Source organism: Rothia sp. SD9660Na (genome assembly GCF_030064065.1).
In the GTDB taxonomy this organism is placed as follows: domain Bacteria; phylum Actinomycetota; class Actinomycetes; order Actinomycetales; family Micrococcaceae; genus Rothia.
Genome location: NZ_CP125946.1, coordinates 2161855 through 2179369, shown reverse-complemented (window position 1 = coordinate 2179369; position 17515 = coordinate 2161855). Strand labels below are relative to the sequence as shown.

Below are 17515 nucleotides of genomic sequence, written 5' to 3'. Positions count from 1 at the left end.
GTGACTGAGATCCGTACCTGGGAAGGCCCCAGCGCGCCGGAGCGACTGAAGATTTTGCACGAGACCAAGTCCATTGCGATTGTGGGTATGTCTGACAAGATTTCGCGGTCTTCGTATTTTGTGGCGACGTATTTGCAGTCGTCGAGCCCCTACACCCTGTATTTTGTGAACCCGATTTTAGCGGCGAAGGGTAAAGAGGTGCTGGGGCAGAAAGTGTATGCGTCGCTGGCTGATCTGCCGGAGGCCCCTGATCTGGTGGAGATTTTCCGCCGCAACGAGGACCTGCCGGGTGTGGTGCAGGAGGCCATTGAGGTTGGCGCGAAGACGGTGTGGATGCAGCTGGGCTCCTGGAATGAGGAGGCTGCGCGCCTGGGTGAGGACGCCGGGCTGAACGTGGTGATGGACCGGTGCGTGAAGATTGAGCACGCCCGCTTCCACGGCGGCCTGCACCTGGCCGGGTTCGTGACGGGCGTGATTTCATCAAAGCGGCAGGTGCTGGCCTAGGGGCTTATTCATTAGGGGTTCCGCAGGCTCGCGCTCGCAGCCGACCCTCTCGCCTGGTTCGCTGGCTGGCTCGCAGGCTCACCAGATTCACACCGAGATTTATTTTCCTCGCGCGCTCGGAATCTCGGTGCTCATCACTAGCGATTCACGCCCCGCCTTGCGGCGGATTCCGTTCGCTCCTATGTGCTGACGCACCCGCTCACTTCATCCGAGCCAGCAGCTTCGCTGCGAGCCTGCTTCACCCCCTATGAACAAGCTTCTATGTACCATCTAAATCAGAAATGACCACCTACTAGGTGGTCATTTCTGCAGGAGTGGCGGGGCCTCAACCGTAATAAATGGTGCAGAAAAGTGGCTGAAATTGGACATATGCACAATTTCAGCAACCGATATGGTATGCATTACCCGCCTGTGTTTATATTGGGGGTAATACAATCATTACAAGGACTCCGGAGGCAGCTTTGGCCGAAGAATCAGTTAAATACCGTATTGGAATTGATGTGGGGGATCGCTCCGTTGGTCTAGCCGCTTTCGAATTTGATGACGCTGGCTTCCCGCTTCGCAAGCTAGCTATGGTGACCTACCGGCATGATGGCGGTCTTGACCCTACCCAGAACAAGAGCCCTAAGTCTCGTAAAGAAACTGCTGGCGTGGCTCGTCGTGTTCGGCGTATGCGTAGGCGACGCAAAGAGCGCTTGAAGAAGCTAGATACTATATTGCAGGTGTTGGGCTATCCTGTGCCTTCTGCAGAAGAACCCCAGACCTATGAGGCGTGGAAGTCTCGTGCCTTACTGACCACTGAAAAGATTGAGAATAGGGAAGAGCTGGCCAAACACCTTGTAAGAGCATTGAGGCATATTGCGCGCCATCGTGGCTGGCGTAATCCCTGGTGGCAGTTTGGTCAGCTCGACGCTGCTCCTGTTCCTTCTAAAACTATGCAGGAGAATTTGGAGCATGCTCGTCTGCTGTGGCCCGGCCAGGTAGATGATGACACGACAGTTGGTGAGCTTGGTGCGCTGGCTTCGGCTAAGGATGTTCTGCTCCGCCCCCGTACGAACAAGCGGGAAAACGGCCTTCACAAGCAGGCTGGAGTGAGGGCTGTCCTAGATAGCAAGGTGCGGCAGGAAGACTTGCTGGCTGAGGTCAAGAAAATGTGGAAGGTGCAGGAGCTCCCGCAAGAGCATTATTCTGAGCTTGCACATGCCCTCTTTGACCAGACTCGCCCCTATGTCCCTGCGGAAAATGTGGGTCGTGATCCTCTGCCAGGGCGGAACCATCTGCCGCGTGCACCTCGTGCATCGCTTGAGTTTACAGAGTTCAGAATCCGTCAGGCAGTTGCTAACCTGCGTGTTCGCGGTAAGGGCGGCAGCGTTGCACTAACGAGTGGTCAGCACATAGCTGCTGTTAATTACCTGATGAACTACGCAGAGTCAGAGCCTCCGACATGGGGAGATGTCGCGGATAAAATCGGGGTTGAGGCTACTCGTCTCATTGCTCCGGTGATTGATGACGTTCGACTGAACAAAGCGCCCTATAACCGCTCTACCTACGTGTTCACAAAGGCCCTGCCGAAGAGTTCTGAGGCAATGAAGTGGTGGAATACCGCTGATGTGTCTCTGCGCTCTCTGCTCATTATGTTCCTGAGCGACCCAACGGACGAGGCAACAGAAGCAGCTGATGCCTGCGGCCTGAGTGCAATTTTTGAGGGCTGGCCCGAAAAGGAACGTGAGAAGCTAGAGGGGCTTGATTTTGAGTCAGGTCGTGCAGCCTACAGCGTGCGCTCTCTCATTGACTTGAACGAGTACATGGAAGAGCACCAATCGGACCTCCATACTGCCCGTAAAGCGGTGTTTGGTGTTGATGATTCCTGGCAGCCTCCGCGTGAGAATTTACATGAGCCTACTGGGCAGCCTGCGGTTGACCGTGTGCTGACGATTGTTCGCCGTTTTGCGATGGCCTGTGAACGTAAGTGGGGTAGGCCAGACCGTATAGTTATCGAGCATGCCCGTACTGGCATGATGGGCCCAACCCAACGCTCTGAAGTGCTGCGCGAGATCCAGCGGAACCGCAATGAGAACGAGCGGATTAGAGGCGAGTTGCGTGCTGATAATATGAAAACTCCCACCCGTTTTGACGTCCGCCGCCACCGGATAGTGCAGAATCAGGGCTGCAAGTGCCTCTACTGTGGAGCAATGGTTACGACAGAGACAGCAGAGCTGGATCATATTGTCCCCCGCGCCGGTGGTGGTTCTTCCCGTGTTGACAACCTTGTTGCCGTTTGCCGCGGCTGTAATGCCGATAAGGGACGCACTCCTTTTGCAGTTTGGGCGTCTCAGACAAGCCGCTCAAATGTTTCTCTAGAGGGCGCTCTGGGCCGTTTATGGGAATTCGATAAGGTCGGGGTCTATAAAGGTGTCTCTGGTAGCAGACTAAAAAGACAGATCGAACGCCGTCTTCGTCAGTCAGAAGCAGATGAACCGATTGACGAACGTTCACTAGAATCAACAGCGTATTCTGCGGTTTCTATTCGGCACCGTCTTGAAGCCTACTTCAACACCAGCCAGGGTATAACCAGGGAGGACGACGGGTTTACACACGTAGACGTCTATAGTGGTTCACTGACCAGGGAGTCTCGTCGTGCAGGTGAAATTGATGAGCAGATTCTACTGCGTGGACAGCAAGATAAAAACCGCTTCGACGTTCGCCATCACGCTGTAGATGCTGCAGTGATGACTCTTCTGAACCCCTCTGTTGCTCGCACCTTGGCTCAGAGACAACTGCTCTATACCGAGTCGCGTTTGGGAAGTCGAGATACCGGTTGGAAGGAGTTTACTGGCCTTGAAGGTAAGTCTCGAGAACGTTTTGCTCTCTGGAAGAAACAGTGCATAGTTCTCGCTGATCTAATTGGTGAGGCTATTTCTGAAGATTCAATCCCCGTTATTAATCCCCTGCGCTTAACTCCCAAGAATGGGTCGGTACATAAGGACACCCTTGCGGCTCTCCACAGCAAGCTCTTGGGCGAGGCCTGGACAGCGGATGAAATTAACCGTGTTGTCGACCCTAACCTTTACCTTGAGCTGAACAAGCTACTGGGCAAGGGCAAGGAACTTGAAGAAGATACCCACCGCAGCCTTGAAGTAGATGGGCATCATCTGGGTGCTCAATCGGAAGTTAAGCTGTTCCCCGAGAAAGCTGCTTCAATTGTGGCTGGTACCGGTGCAGTAAAAATTGGTGATTCGCTACACCATGCTCGCTTATATGCCTGGCCCACAAAGAAAGGCTACGAGGTGGGTATGCTCCGTGTCTTTGGTGCTGAATTCCCCTGGCTTTTCAAGGAATACGGCACAACCGATGCTTTGACAGTTCCGATTCACCCTGGGTCTCAGTCGTATAGGGATATGAAGGATACTCTGCGGAAGAAAATCGAATCTGGTGACGCTAAGGAAATCGGCTGGATTACGCAAGGCGATGAGATTGAAATTCAGTTTGATTCTTACGCACATGAGCACGATGAGTTAGGTCGTTTTATTAACCTAATCCCAGAAACCCGTTGGCGTGTAGATGGCTTTTACGACAACGGACGGTTACGTCTACGTCCGATACTGCTTTCGTACGAGGAAATCCCTAGCGACTATTCTGTGGATGTTATTGGCACTGAAGCATCTCAGCTGATTCAGAAGGTACTTGAAAAAGGTGCCATCGTAACGGCTGGAAAGGTTCTTAGTGCTGAAGGTAGTAAAGTTCTGCGTCGAAATCACCTAGGTTCCCCCGTTTGGAAGAGCCGTGGGCAACAACCTAAGTCCTTAGATATTGAGCGACTAATTGCTGAGAAATTAGGGAGCTAAATTATGGACAGCAAGTGGCGCATTCTCGACTTGACTGGCTTTGAGGGTTTTCTCTCCTATGAGAGGGGGCGTATCAAGGTTGGCGAGCAGAGTGTGCCGCTTGCTGAGGTTGATTTCATCCTGGTGGGGCAGTCTTGCACGTGGGGATACGGTCTTGTTGCAGGTCTAGAGCGGTTTGATGTTGCCATGGCAGTGTGTGATTGGCGGAATCAGCCAATCTCGGTGCTCTATCACTGGTCTGAAAATACTAGAGTATTTGCTCGTCATGAGGCGCAGGCTCAACTAAGTTTGCCCAGACGGAAAAATGCCTGGATGCGCCTTATCAAGGCGAAAATTCAGGGGCAGGCCAATACGATTCGAGGTCATGCTCCAGAGGCAGCTTCTCGGCTAGATACTTTGGCGAAGAAAGTGCGTTCGGGTGACCCTTCTAATATTGAGGCGCAGGCAGCCCGTATTTACTGGGAGAGCTATCTTCCAGCTGCCAGGTTCTACCGTGATCCAAACGCCGATGATGTTGTAAACGGTTTACTGAACTATGGCTACACCATTCTCCGGGGCCGAGTCGTAACTCGAATTGTTGCTACCGGTCTATCGCCGACACTTTCACTCTTCCACCGCAATAGGAGTAACGTTTTTGCGCTCGCTGATGACTTAGTAGAGCCTTTTCGCCCGGTGGTTGATTGCATTGTTTTAGAGTTACTGGATGCGGGTGCTGCGGAGGTTGGGCGCCCTGAAAAAGCTAGGTTGGCCGCTGTGCTTGACGAAGTGAGCGATGGCGGGCAGATAACAGTTAGGACGTCGCTTGAGAGGCTGTGCCAGAACTTTGCGCTCTATGTAGAGGGCGAGCGGGAGAGCCTGCTTGTTCCTGTTTGGGGCATTAATCCGGTAGTAGTTGGGGCAGAGGATGGCTAAACCCGTGTGGCTGTTAGTGATGTTTGATTTACCGGTAAAAACGAAAGAACAAATGCGGCTTGCGAGCCAGTATCGGAATCTTCTAAAGGACCGGGGCTTTGACCGTATTCAGTTGAGTGTTTACTGCAAATATTATTTGAACGGTAATTCTACGGAGAAGGACTTGGGCATACTGAAGATGAACGTGCCTGCGGGTGGCCAAGTACGAGTTTTGAAGGTTTCGGATATGCAGTGGGCTTCGACCATCATGTTCTTGGGGCCGAAGAAGAAAAAGGTGGAGGCTCCGCCTGAGCAGCTGATGATTTTTTAGGAGTTAAAAACGTAGCCGCCATACCCTGGGGTATGGCGGCTGATAAATCGAACTTGTATTGCTACAAGTCTTGTTAGGAATTTTCACCTCTGAATCCTTAACTGTTACCTAGAGTAACAGAATTTTTGGCTGTCTACTAGAGATTTTCCCTAGTGGGGGTGTCTAGTGTTTTTGGTTTTTCTGCTGAAAAATCCAGAAATTTTCTGCTCTGACGTGGGTCTCTATACAGTTATTTAAGTCTAGCTGGGTTCAGAGGTGAAGGTTCCCAACCGGCACTTGGAGGGGCTAAGAGCATTCATAAGTCTAGCTGGGTTCAGAGGTGAAGGTTCCCAACTTTTACGCCTCCTACTACTACCGGGCAATAAGTCTAGCTGGGTTCAGAGGTGAAGGTTCCCAACAAGTCTTCACCGTATTCGACACCAACTGTAAGTCTAGCTGGGTTCAGAGGTGAAGGTTCCCAACAGGAGTGTGAGCATGGCAAAGATGCCTGTAAGTCTAGCTGGGTTCAGAGGTGAAGGTTCCCAACGGTAGACGATGTGTTTCATTTGTTGCCCTAAGTCTAGCTGGGTTCAGAGGTGAAGGTTCCCAACCTACAGCCTGGGATAACGTGGTGACCTTTAAGTCTAGCTGGGTTCAGAGGTGAAGGTTCCCAACTGGCAGATAGGTTTCCGGTAGGTGTGATGTAAGTCTAGCTGGGTTCAGAGGTGAAGTTTCCCAACATATACCAAGTTCACAGGTGTTGGTAAGTAAGTCTAGCTGGAGTTGAATCAATCTCCCGAATCCTTGAGGGTCTAGGGCAGTGTTTATTGGGAAGTTTGTGGCAACACAAGTGAAGTTAATCTATTATGGGTGTATATACCAAGTAAAAATATCTCAAATATTGCTATGATCAACTGAGAAACTCTCGTGCTGTTGAGAGGGACAGCAAAGGAGGATAGGCACATGGGCAAGAACAAAGGTGTCGACATGGCTCGTGAAGTTCGAAAGCTACTAGGAGCAATCTCGAAACTCATACGGGCTATTGCCGAGTTTCGGAACAACTAACTGCCTGAGGCGCATACGCCGGCCCACCTCCGTCCGCCCCGGCGTATACTAAACCCATGAAACTTATTGAGCCTCGCCCCGTGCCCCTCGGCGGGTTGCGGTCTATGACCGTGCGCCGCCTGCTGCCATCCCGCGACCGCCGCATGGTGGGCGCCTGGTGCTTCATCGACCACTACGGCCCCGACGACGTCGCCGTCACCGGCGGCATGCGTGTGGCTCCCCACCCTCACACCGGCCTGCAAACCGCCAGCTGGATCTTTACCGGCACCATCGAACACCGCGATTCCCTCGGCACCGTCGCCGACGTCCGCCCCGGCGAACTCAACCTCATGACCGCCGGCTACGGCATCAACCACTCCGAATACTCCACGCCAGACACCACCGTGTTGCATGGCATCCAACTCTGGATCGCCCTGCCCCACCAAGACATGAACACCGCCCCCGCCTTCGAAAACTTCGTGCCCGAGGCCCTCACCTTCGGCGGGCAGAGAGATGGGCAGGACGCGTCCGCCCCGGCTCCGGTGCAAGCCCGCGTCTTCCTGGGGGAGTTGGGCGTGACCGTCGACGGGCAGAGCCTCACTGGCTCGTCGCCCGTGACCACCTTCTCGCCCCTGCTGGGCGCTGAAATTATGGTGGGTGCTCCCGGATCTACCCCCGAGGCAGACAAGAACCCGGCAGATGACGCCCCGCGCCGCACCATCACCCTGACCCTCAACCCCGAGTACGAGCACGGTTTTGTGGTCGACACCGGCGCCCTCCTTATTAAGGGCCAGCAGGTATCCGCCGACGAAATGCTCTTTATCGAGCCCGGCACCACCGAACTCACCATCGAGGCAATCGGTGACACCCGCCTGATTCTGCTCGGTGGAGCCCCCTTCGGCGAGAAAATCGCTATCTGGTGGAACTTCATCGGCCGCTCCCACGAAGATATCGTCGAAGCCCGTGCCGCCTGGAATGCCCAGGCTGAGAGCTTCGAGGCCGTCACTGCTCCGGCGGGTGCGTCGGGCACCGAGATAGTCACCGGCGGGTCGCTTGCAGCGGGTCAGGACGCCGGCTCCGGCTATCCCCGCTTTGGCGGGGTGGTGCTGCTGCCCGGGGAATATGAAGAGAAGCCCCGCACATCGGTGGTTCCTGCTCCCGAGCTGCCCAATGCGCGTTTGAAGTTGCGCGGTGACTAAAAACCCTGATTCAGGGGTGCGGCCGGGTCATAGTTTCGTCATGAAACCGTGACCCGGCCGCTATCGTGTCGCACTTTATTTCGGTGGGTTCTGACAGCTCAGGTTACTCGCGGGTAACCCAAGGTGACCAGTATTAACAGGTGATTCTCGGGGTATTCTGGGTGTCTGTAGAGACGTGATATAGAGCAGAAAAATCAATTTTTTATAACGATTCGGTATACATCGTTACCAAATCGTTATAGGCTATTCAGAGTCCAATCAGCTTCCGAGGGAAGCAGGGGAGCCCACAAACCCCACGTACGGGCCACCCAGCAGTAGCAGCAACCCGGCTGCGAAATCTCAAGAAGAGACGAAAGGTACAACATTGCGTCGTTCACTCTCAGTAGGTGCGGTAGGCGTCATCCTGTCCGGCGCTGTTCTCGCAGCAGCAAACGCAGCCGTCAACGAAGCCCCGCAGACCACCCTAGACAACGGTGCAGCTGTTTCAGCCCCCCTGCTCAAGGCATTCGCCGTTGCAGGTGAGGGCAAGGTCGTAAGCTGGGGCGTTCCCGCTTACATCGTAGCTCCCGAAAAGCCCGTCGAGGCAACCCCCGTCATCGAAGAAGCTCCCGTTGAGGAAGCCCCCGTCGTTGAAGAGGCACCCGTAGAAGAAGCTCCGGTTGTTGAAGAAGCCCCCGTCGAAGCTCCTGCCGAAGAAGCTACCGTTGCTGTTCAGTCCGAGACCGTTGAGGTTGTAGAGGCAACTCCCGCTCCCGCACCTGTTGAAACCGTAGCTCCTGTAGCGACCCCGGCACCCGCAGCAACTACCGCCGCTCCCGCAGCAACCCCCACTCTTTCCACCGCCACCAACCAGGCTAAGCGCGACGCTGTTGTAGCAGCCGCCCTGGCCGCCGCAGCCGTCAACGCTCAGACCGACTGCACCATGCTGGCAACCAACTCCCTGCGCGCCGCAGGCATCAACTTCCACGGCTGGCCCATGGACTACATGTCATTGGGTACCGTAACCTCCAGCCCCCAGCCCGGCGACCTGGTTCTCTACCAGTCCAACGGTTTCGGCCAGCAGCACATCGCTGTTTACATTGGTAACGGCCAGGCTGTACACGGCGGCTGGAACGGCATGGGCACCTCCATCTTCTCGGTAAACCTGCCCACCGCGTCCGCACCGATCTTCGTATCACCCGCTGGCTACAACAGCTAAGCAGACCGCATTAGGCGTCTTTTCTTGAGAAAAGTCCCGCTCCCTCACCAGGGAGCGGGACTTTTTCAGTTCCTGGGGCTCTACGCTACAGAGTTCTAGCCCCGCATAGCCGCCCGGTAGAAGGAGGCCTTGAGCTCGCGCACGGCGGTCACCGACCAGATAGCGCTGGTAGAGCCAGCCCGGGCCTGCTGCAGGTAGGGCAGGTCGGCGGCGAGGGCCTGGTCAAACTGGGCTCGTAGGTCGTCGAGGGAGGCGATGGTCTGACCGCGGTGGGTGAAGGGGAAGACCCCGGACGCCCCTGCCCGCTCAAGCCCCTGGCGGTAGCGGGCCGCGCGGTCGGCGGCATAGTTGGCAATGCCGATCTGCCCCATAATGAAGCTATCCGAGAGCGCCCCACCTGCGGCGGCCTTGTACTGGTTGGAGATGTAGGGGACCATGCCCTCGTCGTAGCCCTTGTAGGCCAGCAGGTCGAAGGCCTGACGGCGGACGGTAATATCGCCGGGTGCCCCGGTAGAGGGGGTGTAGGCGCCGTAGGCGGGGTCGAAGAGGGGGATGGTGTAGTAGCTGTTGGCCGGTGCGGTGCCGATGGTGCTGATGCCGCGCCACTGGTAGCGGGATACCACCAGGCCCTGGGCGGTGAAGTCTTCCACCGTTGAGAGGGAGGCAGCTTCGTCCACGGTGATGGTGCTAAAGGTGTCGTCGGTGTGGCCGGTGGTGCCGCGCGGGGTCTGGCTCAGGCGGTTGAGTAGGACGGCGCGCTCTTCGGCCGGGCGGCGCAGGATAGCTTCTGCTTCGAGGGCATCGAGCAGGTAGAGGGTGTCGAGCTGCTGGCGCATGTAGGCAGAGAGGTCCTGCTTGGTGGCGAACTGCTCGGGACTGCCGTTGTGCAGGCGGTCGGCGACCGACGTCCAGTCGAAGTACTGGTTGAAGCCAACGATAGCTGAGGTGGGGCTGTCGGGGCCTTCGAAGATACCGCGGGCGATTGTTTCGGGGCCAAAGCCGTCGCGCAGGCCACCGCTGTTGGTGAGCAGGGTGTCGTCGATCAGGTGGGTCATCTCGTGGCCGTAGGTGGTCACACCGTTGGCAGAGATAGCCTTGCCTATGAAGTAGCGCATGCCGGTGCCCTCGGCCTGGGCGCTTGCCTGAGTGTAGGGTGCCCAGAGGTTGAGGGGCGCGAAGAAGTCGCTAATGGCCCCGGGACTGGTCTTGGGCAGCCAGGAGGCTGAGATGTTCTGGGGCTTGTAGCCCTGGAAGGTGTCAATCGCCAGGCGGTTGCCGGTGAGCTCGCCGGCGTGGGCGGGAGCCAGGCGGGTCCAGAGTTCCACAAAGGCGTTCTGCTCGGTTGCCCGGCGGTTGAGTTCGTCGATGAAGGCGGTCTTCTCAGCGGTGCTACTACCGGCGGTGGCGGGGTCTACATAGGTGTAGGTGTGACCGAAGGTAATAGAGGCCGGGGTGGTTGCAACATAGACCCCGTCGCTCTCCTGGGAGAGCAGGGGCAGAATAAAGCGCTGGGTGGCAGGGTTTGCCGCCAGCTCGCTGTAGAGCGGGGCGGCGGCGTCCGCAATGATGGCCCCGCTCTGCTCGCGCATCCAGGCGTCCAGGTCGCTGGTGCCCACCCGGTCGGCAATGAAGCTGGTGAGCTCCGGCAGGCGCACCACGGTGCGGTGGGCGGTGGGGGAGTTGTTGAAGGCCAGTACACTAGCCCGCCGGGAGCCGATATTGAGAATGTAGTCAATCGGGTCAACCCCGGTGATGCCGAACTGCTCAGGGTTGGCAATGAGGGCCTCGGCCACGTTCACGCCGCCCAGTTCGAAGGAGTAGAGCGACCGCAGGTAGGCTAGGCCCAGCAGGAACTGCTCCTTGCGCCCGCTGACCTTATTAGTAATCAGGGCTTCGCGCTCTTGGGGCGAAAGATGGGTGTAGAGGGGGTTTGCGGCAATCGCGGTGAGGGTGTTTTGGGCCAGGAGCTTTGAGACGTTGAACTGCTTCTCAAGGCCGGTAGCTTTGAGCACCTCGGGGCGTAGCTCGGCGCGGGCCTCTGCCTCGGTCACGGAGTTGAAAGGACGCCCGGTGCGGCGGGAAATCTCCAGCCGCTTGTTGGTGATGTCGGTAAAGCGAATAGTGGGTGAGAGTGAGTCGTAGACGGTCTGTGACTCGGTGAAGGAGATACTGCCCAGTTCTGCTGCCAGGGTGGCAAAAAGGTCGGTGGACGGCGTTGAGACGGCGTAGACGGGCACCACCGAGCTGGCAATGATGGTGGGGGCAGACCAGGCTGCACCGTGAATGAGGGTACGGCGATGGATGGGGGAGGAGGGCATAGAGAACTCTTTATGTGGTGTAGGGGGATGTGCGCGAGGTGAAAACGGCCCTGAGCGACAGCGGACGATCGGGCACAGGGTTCGCACCTCTTCTTTTTCTTTAAGAATACCGGTTGGCGGTGGCTAGGAGCAGGGGAGGTGTGCCGATGAGGCCCGTGGACAGGCGCGGATGTGCCCTTGGCTATATCTCTTATGTTTGCTCAAGAGTAACGTCATAAATACGTAACATTAATTCGCTGCCTTGCAGACTGCCGGTATAGGCTCTACGGACGCGCTTTTTCTTGATGTCGAAAGGAATCACCGTGGCAGGCTTTACCACTCGCGCCATTCACTCCGTGCACTCTAACGAAAAGCATGCCGTCGTACCCCCGATTTACACCGCCTCCACCTTCGGCCAGCCCACCGACGGCACAGAAGGCCCCTTCGAATACCAGCGCGGCGGTAACCCCACCCGCTCCAAGGCAGAAACCACTCTTGCCGCCCTTGAGGGTGCCGAGCACGCTTTCCTCTACGCCTCCGGCATGAGCGCCACCGCCGCAGCTATGGGAATTCTGGAACACGGCCAGACCCTGATCATGGGTATGCCTGTCTACGGCGGCAACTACCGCTTCGCTACCATCGAGCTCCCCAAGCGCGGCGTCACCCACGAACTGGTCTACGACCTCTCCACCCTCTCCGACGCCCACTTCGAGGGCAAGAACGTTGGCATGGTCTTTATTGAGACGCCCTCCAACCCCACCCTGCGCGTCACCGACATCAAGAAGGTCGCCGAGCTGACCCACCGCCACGGTGCTCTACTGGTCGTCGATAACACCGTCATGACCCCCTACCTGCAGAAGCCCCTCGACCTGGGTGCAGATATCGTGGTGCAGTCAGCCACCAAGTACCTGGCCGGCCACGGTGACCTGCTCGCGGGCGTCGCCACCACCAACGACGCAGAGTTGGCCGACAAGCTCTTCAAGGCCCAGCTGATCTCCGGCGGCGTGCTCTCACCCATCGACTCCTACCGTCTGCTGCAGAACGTCAAGACCCTAGCCCTGCGCATGGAGCGCCAGCAGGCCAACGCCGACGTCCTCATCGAGGCCGTCGCCGCCCACCCCGCCGTTGATACAGTTTACTTCCCCGGCTCCTACAGCGCCGAAGAAGCCAAGATCCAGACCGAACAGGCCACCGGTAGGGGCGCCCTCTTCTCCTTTATCATCAAAGAAGGCCACGACATCAAGGCCTTCCTCGACTCCCTCAAGGTCTTCACTTTCGCCGTCTCTCTCGGCGGTATCGAGTCTCTGGTCTGCCTGCCCACCACCATGACCCAGGGCGCCTACTCCCAAGAAGACCGCGACGACGCCGGCCTCACCACCCGCCTGGTGCGCGTAGCTGTCGGTATTGAAGATATTGATGACCTGCTGGAGGATATGACCTCTGCCCTGGATGCTGCCTAGGGCGGGGTAAAGATATGAAGGGTGGGCTTCTAGGATAGAAGCCCACCCTTCTGTGTAAGGGGTCAGCTTAGCGGTTTAGCGGCGAACCCTCGGGGTATCATCTTGATTGAGGTTTTCTCAGCTAGACCGTCGACTTGAACGCGGTCAAGTTCTTGCCCATTTGAGCGGTCGTAACGAATCATCTGGATTTCTTCGTCTTGGTTGTAAGAGAAGACGACGATATCGTCTTCCCTGAAAACAACCTGTGAGTTGGACAGTCCTTGTTTAGTTGCGGAGATGTCGAAGAGTTCTTTGGTGACGCCGGTGGCAACATCAGTCTCATAGATGGTATTCCCCAGGTACCAGGACAGTTTGCCATCTTTGATAGCTTCATTATCTATAGCTTGAGCATGTGCTACTCCAGTGCCGTCTTCATGGGTAAGAGGTAGGGGGTCCCCTTCTTCATCCGTCACAGGGACCGCTAAGAACTCTCTTGTTTCAAGGTCGAAGGTGAGCACATCGCCGTACTGGTAGCTACCGTATTCATTCTCTTCAGGCAGTGTACCCAGGGTAAATACTTTTCCGTCCCGGCAGTGCAAGTCGTTTGCAGGGGTATGGTAGTTAGGAAAATTAAGAACTAGTTTTTCTTTTTCTTCCTTCTCATCAATTGTGACAAGAATTTTTTCTTCAACTCCGTCATTTTTATAATGTCCAGTGGTCGGAGAAATCCCTACGATTGTTCCATCTGGGCAAATTCCTGAATCATAGTATGAACCCTCGGTTGGAAAGGAGATGACATCATCTCCCTTTCGCTGAATAATCTGAGTTGTATACCCCTGATTTTCCTGGGAACCAAAGCTGTAGAGACCTACGGTAGAGCCGTCGGGATGAAGATTGTAGCCGTACATCAAGTCAGATTTTTCAAGAGACCATTTTTCGAGTTTTTCATCGGTCAGCAGATAGTCTGCGGATTTATCAGCAAAGTGGATTCCTTCTTCTGTCCAGAAAACGCCACCGTTATCTAGCCCGTCCATCCTTATGCTTTCATAGGATCCATCAGCTTTAATGAGAGCAAGATAGCTGCGGTTAACGGGGGTCGAACCAACCACTTGGGGGCTGAGGTAGAGCGCGTATTCAACGTCCTCTAAATTATTCCCGGCAAGCTTTGCTTCAGGCCATCCGTCTAAAGTTGGGGGAGGGGTGCAGGCAGTAAGGAGGAAGGTAGCTGTGAGTGCGATAGGGCCTCTTTTTTTCATGGTAATCTCCTTACTTAGCACTTAGCGAGGGCTGAGAAGCTACCCAATTTATTGACAGCAAAGTTTGAGTTATAGGGGCGACCTAGTAAGTTCTCATTCGCCCAATCTGCGACAGAATTCTTGGTAGCCTGGTCAATTTTCACATTGAGCAAAACTGAGCCAGATGGTGCTGATACGCTATTTCGGTTGATTTTATGGCTCTGAGTATGTTCCCCCTTTTTTGCCGGGGGCTTCAATGATTTCTTCGGCTGAGAAGTACAGGCCGGTATGACCGTGGTCAAAACCGAGGGTACTTCCTGTGCAACAGCGTGCACGGTGGTGTTGTTAGCTTCTGCATAGGCAGAAAGGTCAGCCTGCATCTGTGTATAGGAGGTGCCGGGGTTCAGCTCTACAAGCTCGGCGATGGGATCGTCGCTGCTCGCTGAAGCGGTGGTAATCCCTGCGAAGGCCAGAGCGAGGGTTGCGGCAGTGGTGGTCGTCGTCTTGCCAAAGATAAACATATGAAACACCTCTCTTATAAGTATGCTTTGGTTTAGCCGGTGGTTCTAAATTTAGTAGTCCACTTCCTTTGGGACAAGGGCATTTGCTTGTTAAATGAGGCCACTTTGCTTTAGTGCAGTCCTGCTCAAAAGTGTTTTTCCCCTTATTTCTACTAGTGGGAGTGGATGCCTAAGCGGCGTTTCATTCCATCTCCAACCTCCCCTGAAAAATTTTCGTAATACTCGCGTAACAATAATTCTTTGTGGGGGCTTCACCTGTTATAAGCTCGCGTAGTTACCCAAAGTGTCACCACCGAAAGACAGGTACCATGACAGCAATCAATCGTCGTTCCGCTCTCGCCCTCACCGGCGCGTCCGCCCTCGCCCTGGCCCTGGCCGCCTGCGGCTCCTCATCCTCCACCACCTCCGGCTCATCCGCAGCTGCCGACAAGCTGCAGGCCATCAAGGACGCCGGCAAAATCCGCATCGGCTTCGAGGGCACCTTCGCCCCCTGGAACTACCACAACGAAGCTGGCGAACTTGTCGGTATGGAAAAGGAAATCGGCGACCTCATCGCCGCCGATCTGGGCGTCACCGCCGAATACACCGAAACCCCCTGGGATTCCCTGATCGCCGGTGTCGATGCTGACCGCTACGACATCGTCATCAACAACGTCTCACCCACCGAAGAGCGCAAGCAGAAGTACGACTTCTCCAACCCCTACGTCGCCTCAGAGGGCAAGGTCGCCGTCCTGCAAAACTCAGAACTGCAGACCATCGAAGACCTTGCAGGCGCCACCGCAGCCTCATCAGAGACCTCTAACTTCCGCACCCTGCTCGAAGAAGCAGGCGCCCAGATGACCATCGTTACCGGCTTCGACGAAGCCATCGAACAGGTACTCACCGGCCGCGTGGACGCCTGCGGTAACGACGCCGTCACCTTCGCCTACTACCAGGAGCAGCACCCCGACGCCCCCATCCGCCTGCTCGACGGTGTGCTCGGCGACGCCTCCGAATCAGCAATCCTGATGCCCAAGGGCGCCACCACCCTGCAGACCGCCATCAACGACTCCATCGCCAAGCACCTGGAGAACGGCGACTTCAAGGCCATCTACGAAAAGTACGTTGGCATCGACCTGAGCCCCAAGGCCTAACCCGGCCCCGGCAAGCCGAACCCCGGCGTCCGAACCGAAAGTAACCCGTAGAACACTATGGACCGCTACCTAGAACTCTGGGCACAATCCCTGCCCTCCCTGCTGCTGGCCACCGTGCAGGTGACCATCCCGCTGACCCTCATCTCCTTCGTCCTCGCGCTGGTGCTGGGTCTGCTGGCCACCGCCGCCCGCAACCTCAGCCGCTACAACCCGCTCAACTGGCTAGCCACAGCCTTCGTGTGGTTCTTCCGCGGCACCCCGCTTCTAGTGCAGCTCTTCCTGGTGTTCTACGGGCTACCCCGCGTCGGCATCACCCTCGACACCTGGCCCGCCGCCATCATCGCGCTGAGCCTCAACACCGGCGCCTACGTGGCCGAAACCTTCCGCTCAGCCTACGCCTCAATACCGCGCGGCCAGTTCGAGGCCGCCCGCACCCTCAACTTCACCAAGATGCAGACCCTGCGCCACGTCGTCATCCCGCAGGCTACCCGCATCGCCCTACCCCCGCTGGGTAACGACCTGATTGACCTGGTCAAGGGCACCTCCCTGGTATCGGTCATCTCTATGGTTGACCTTTTCCAGTCCGGCAAGCAGGTCGCCGCCCGCACCTTCGAGCCGCTGGCCATGTACCTTGAAGTAGCCGCCATCTACCTGGTCATCTTCACCCTTCTCTCCATCGCCCAGCGCGCCCTAGAGAAGCGCACCAGCCGTTACATAAGGACAGTCAATGCTTAGCCTGAAGAACCTCACCAAAAGCTTCGGCGAGAACACCATTCTGCGCGACATCTCCCTCGACCTCGACAACGGCGAAACCACGGTTATTCTCGGGCCCTCCGGTTCGGGTAAATCCACCCTGCTGCGCTGCCTGAACCTGCTCGAAACCCCCGAGTCCGGCGTCCTGACCATTGAGGGTGACTTGGTGGACTTCACCGCCGGGCTGACCGACGAGCAGGTACGAACCATCCGCAAGCACTCGGCCATGGTCTTCCAGAACTTCAACCTCTTCCCCCACTACACCGCCGAGCAGAACGTGGCCCTGGCCCCGGTGCTCAACGGCAAGATGGGTAAGGACGCCGCAGCCCAGCTCGCACGCGAACTCCTGGAGAAGGTGGGTTTGGGGCATAAGGCAGATGCCTACCCCGATAACCTCTCGGGCGGCCAGCAGCAGCGCGTCGCCATCGCCCGCGCCCTGGCTGTTGCCCCCGATTACTTACTCTTTGACGAGCCCACCTCTGCCCTTGACCCCGAGCTTGAAGCCGAGGTTATTCGAGTGCTCATCGACCTGGCCCGCGAAAAGCGCTCCCTGGTGGTTGTTACCCACAATATGGCCTTCGCCCGCCGGGTTGCCGACCGTATCGTCTTCCTCGACGGCGGCAGCGTTCTCTACAACGGCGCCCCCGAAGCCTTCTTCGACTCCGACAACGAACGCATCCAGCGCTTCCTGCAGATCTTCGAGATGACGGACTACCGCATCTAAGGAGCCGGGGCGCTAGAGGCGGCCCGCGCCGCGGAGCCGTCCGGCGCGCCGCAGAGCCGACTTCACCCCGTCCCTTCTCTCTTCGCCCCGAGATAATCACTAGGGTGAAGAGAAAAAGGGCGGGGTAATTTTTTAATACCAGAGGAGCTTAGAAGACTATCGGTAAATTGTTGAACGGTGACCAACATCGAGAGCAATAACTTGCATCTGCTGATCTTCAAATTTTACGAGTACTCGAAAATTTCCTACACGATAACGCCACAGGCCAACCTTGTCAGCTGTCAGCGCTTTTCCCCGGTCCCTCGGATTATCTAACTGAACTACCTGGTCAAGGTAAGTCTTAATTCTACGAATATCCGGCTTATCGAGCTTTCTAATCGATCGTTCAAACTCTTTTGCCAGTACTAATTGCCAGGCCACAT

General features: G+C 56.4%; 14 protein-coding genes and 1 CRISPR repeat array. Of the genes, 10 read left to right on the top strand and 4 right to left on the bottom strand.

All coding sequences use genetic code 11. The annotated features are described in order from the left end of the window. The 6 genes from QM007_RS10175 to QM007_RS10150 all read left to right on the top strand — a co-directional run bounded on the left by QM007_RS10175 (position 1) and on the right by QM007_RS10150 (position 8991). On the top strand, positions 1-504 hold the full coding sequence (locus QM007_RS10175; protein ID WP_135012911.1) for a CoA-binding protein: 504 nt from the start codon (positions 1-3) through the stop codon (positions 502-504). 461 nt (positions 505-965) lie between these two features. Further along, a complete protein-coding gene (gene cas9 / locus QM007_RS10170) occupies positions 966-4349 on the top strand; it encodes a type II CRISPR RNA-guided endonuclease Cas9 (protein ID WP_283489851.1) in 3384 nt (1127 codons plus the stop codon). 3 nt (positions 4350-4352) lie between these two features. After that, the gene (gene cas1 / locus QM007_RS10165) at positions 4353-5261 is read left to right on the top strand and encodes a type II CRISPR-associated endonuclease Cas1 (protein WP_283489850.1); all 909 of its coding nucleotides are present in this window, start codon (positions 4353-4355) and stop codon (positions 5259-5261) included. After that, positions 5254-5571, top strand: a complete 318-nt coding sequence (cas2, locus tag QM007_RS10160) for a CRISPR-associated endonuclease Cas2 (RefSeq protein WP_283489849.1) — start codon at positions 5254-5256, stop codon at positions 5569-5571. Before cas1 ends, cas2 begins: the two co-directional genes overlap by 8 nt. A 234-nt stretch (positions 5572-5805) precedes the next feature. Then, a CRISPR array of direct repeats spans positions 5806-6290; the repeat unit is 36 nt; unit sequence TAAGTCTAGCTGGGTTCAGAGGTGAAGGTTCCCAAC. Between the two features lie 381 nt (positions 6291-6671). Continuing rightward, positions 6672-7793 (top strand): pirin family protein, encoded by a 1122-nt coding sequence (locus QM007_RS10155; RefSeq protein ID WP_283489848.1) that lies wholly within the window; start codon positions 6672-6674, stop codon positions 7791-7793. A 364-nt stretch (positions 7794-8157) separates the two neighbouring features. Further along, on the top strand, positions 8158-8991 hold the full coding sequence (locus tag QM007_RS10150) for an NlpC/P60 family protein (protein ID WP_283489847.1): 834 nt from the start codon (positions 8158-8160) through the stop codon (positions 8989-8991). A gap of 95 nt (positions 8992-9086) precedes the next feature. On the opposite strand, the gene QM007_RS10145 is transcribed toward QM007_RS10150, so the two are convergent. Continuing rightward, entirely contained in the window at positions 9087-11309 is a 2223-nt protein-coding gene (locus tag QM007_RS10145; protein WP_283489846.1) for a ZmpA/ZmpB/ZmpC family metallo-endopeptidase, read from the bottom strand. A 302-nt stretch (positions 11310-11611) separates the two neighbouring features. Here QM007_RS10145 and QM007_RS10140 point away from each other — a divergent pair, with 302 nt between their 5' ends. Then, the gene (locus QM007_RS10140) at positions 11612-12748 is read left to right on the top strand and encodes a trans-sulfuration enzyme family protein (RefSeq protein ID WP_283489845.1); all 1137 of its coding nucleotides are present in this window, start codon (positions 11612-11614) and stop codon (positions 12746-12748) included. Between the two features lie 62 nt (positions 12749-12810). Here QM007_RS10140 and QM007_RS10135 read toward each other — a convergent pair whose 3' ends face one another. Both QM007_RS10135 and QM007_RS10130 read right to left on the bottom strand, forming a co-directional pair. Further along, complete coding sequence (locus QM007_RS10135) at positions 12811-13983, bottom strand: YycP family beta-propeller protein (RefSeq protein ID WP_283489844.1); 1173 nt, start codon at positions 13981-13983, stop codon at positions 12811-12813. Between the two features lie 14 nt (positions 13984-13997). Further along, positions 13998-14483: a hypothetical protein gene (locus QM007_RS10130; RefSeq protein WP_283489843.1), complete on the bottom strand. Its 486-nt coding sequence runs from the start codon at positions 14481-14483 to the stop codon at positions 13998-14000. Positions 14484-14791: 308 nt separating this feature from the next. Between QM007_RS10130 and QM007_RS10125 the strand changes: the two genes are divergently transcribed. Genes QM007_RS10125 through QM007_RS10115 form a run of 3 tightly spaced genes read left to right on the top strand, consistent with a single transcriptional unit; the run spans position 14792 to position 17093 of the window. Next, entirely contained in the window at positions 14792-15616 is an 825-nt protein-coding gene (locus QM007_RS10125) for a transporter substrate-binding domain-containing protein (protein ID WP_283489842.1), read from the top strand. A 57-nt stretch (positions 15617-15673) separates the two neighbouring features. Further along, positions 15674-16351: an amino acid ABC transporter permease gene (locus QM007_RS10120; protein ID WP_185173617.1), complete on the top strand. Its 678-nt coding sequence runs from the start codon at positions 15674-15676 to the stop codon at positions 16349-16351. Next, positions 16344-17093 carry an amino acid ABC transporter ATP-binding protein gene (locus QM007_RS10115; protein WP_283489841.1) on the top strand — a complete coding sequence of 250 codons (750 nt, stop codon included), beginning with the start codon at positions 16344-16346 and terminating at the stop codon, positions 17091-17093. The genes QM007_RS10120 and QM007_RS10115 overlap by 8 nt, the downstream gene beginning before the upstream one ends. A gap of 156 nt (positions 17094-17249) precedes the next feature. Here QM007_RS10115 and QM007_RS10110 read toward each other — a convergent pair whose 3' ends face one another. Then, complete coding sequence (locus QM007_RS10110; protein ID WP_283489840.1) at positions 17250-17513, bottom strand: type II toxin-antitoxin system RelE family toxin; 264 nt, start codon at positions 17511-17513, stop codon at positions 17250-17252. Positions 17514-17515: the final 2 nt, after the last annotated feature.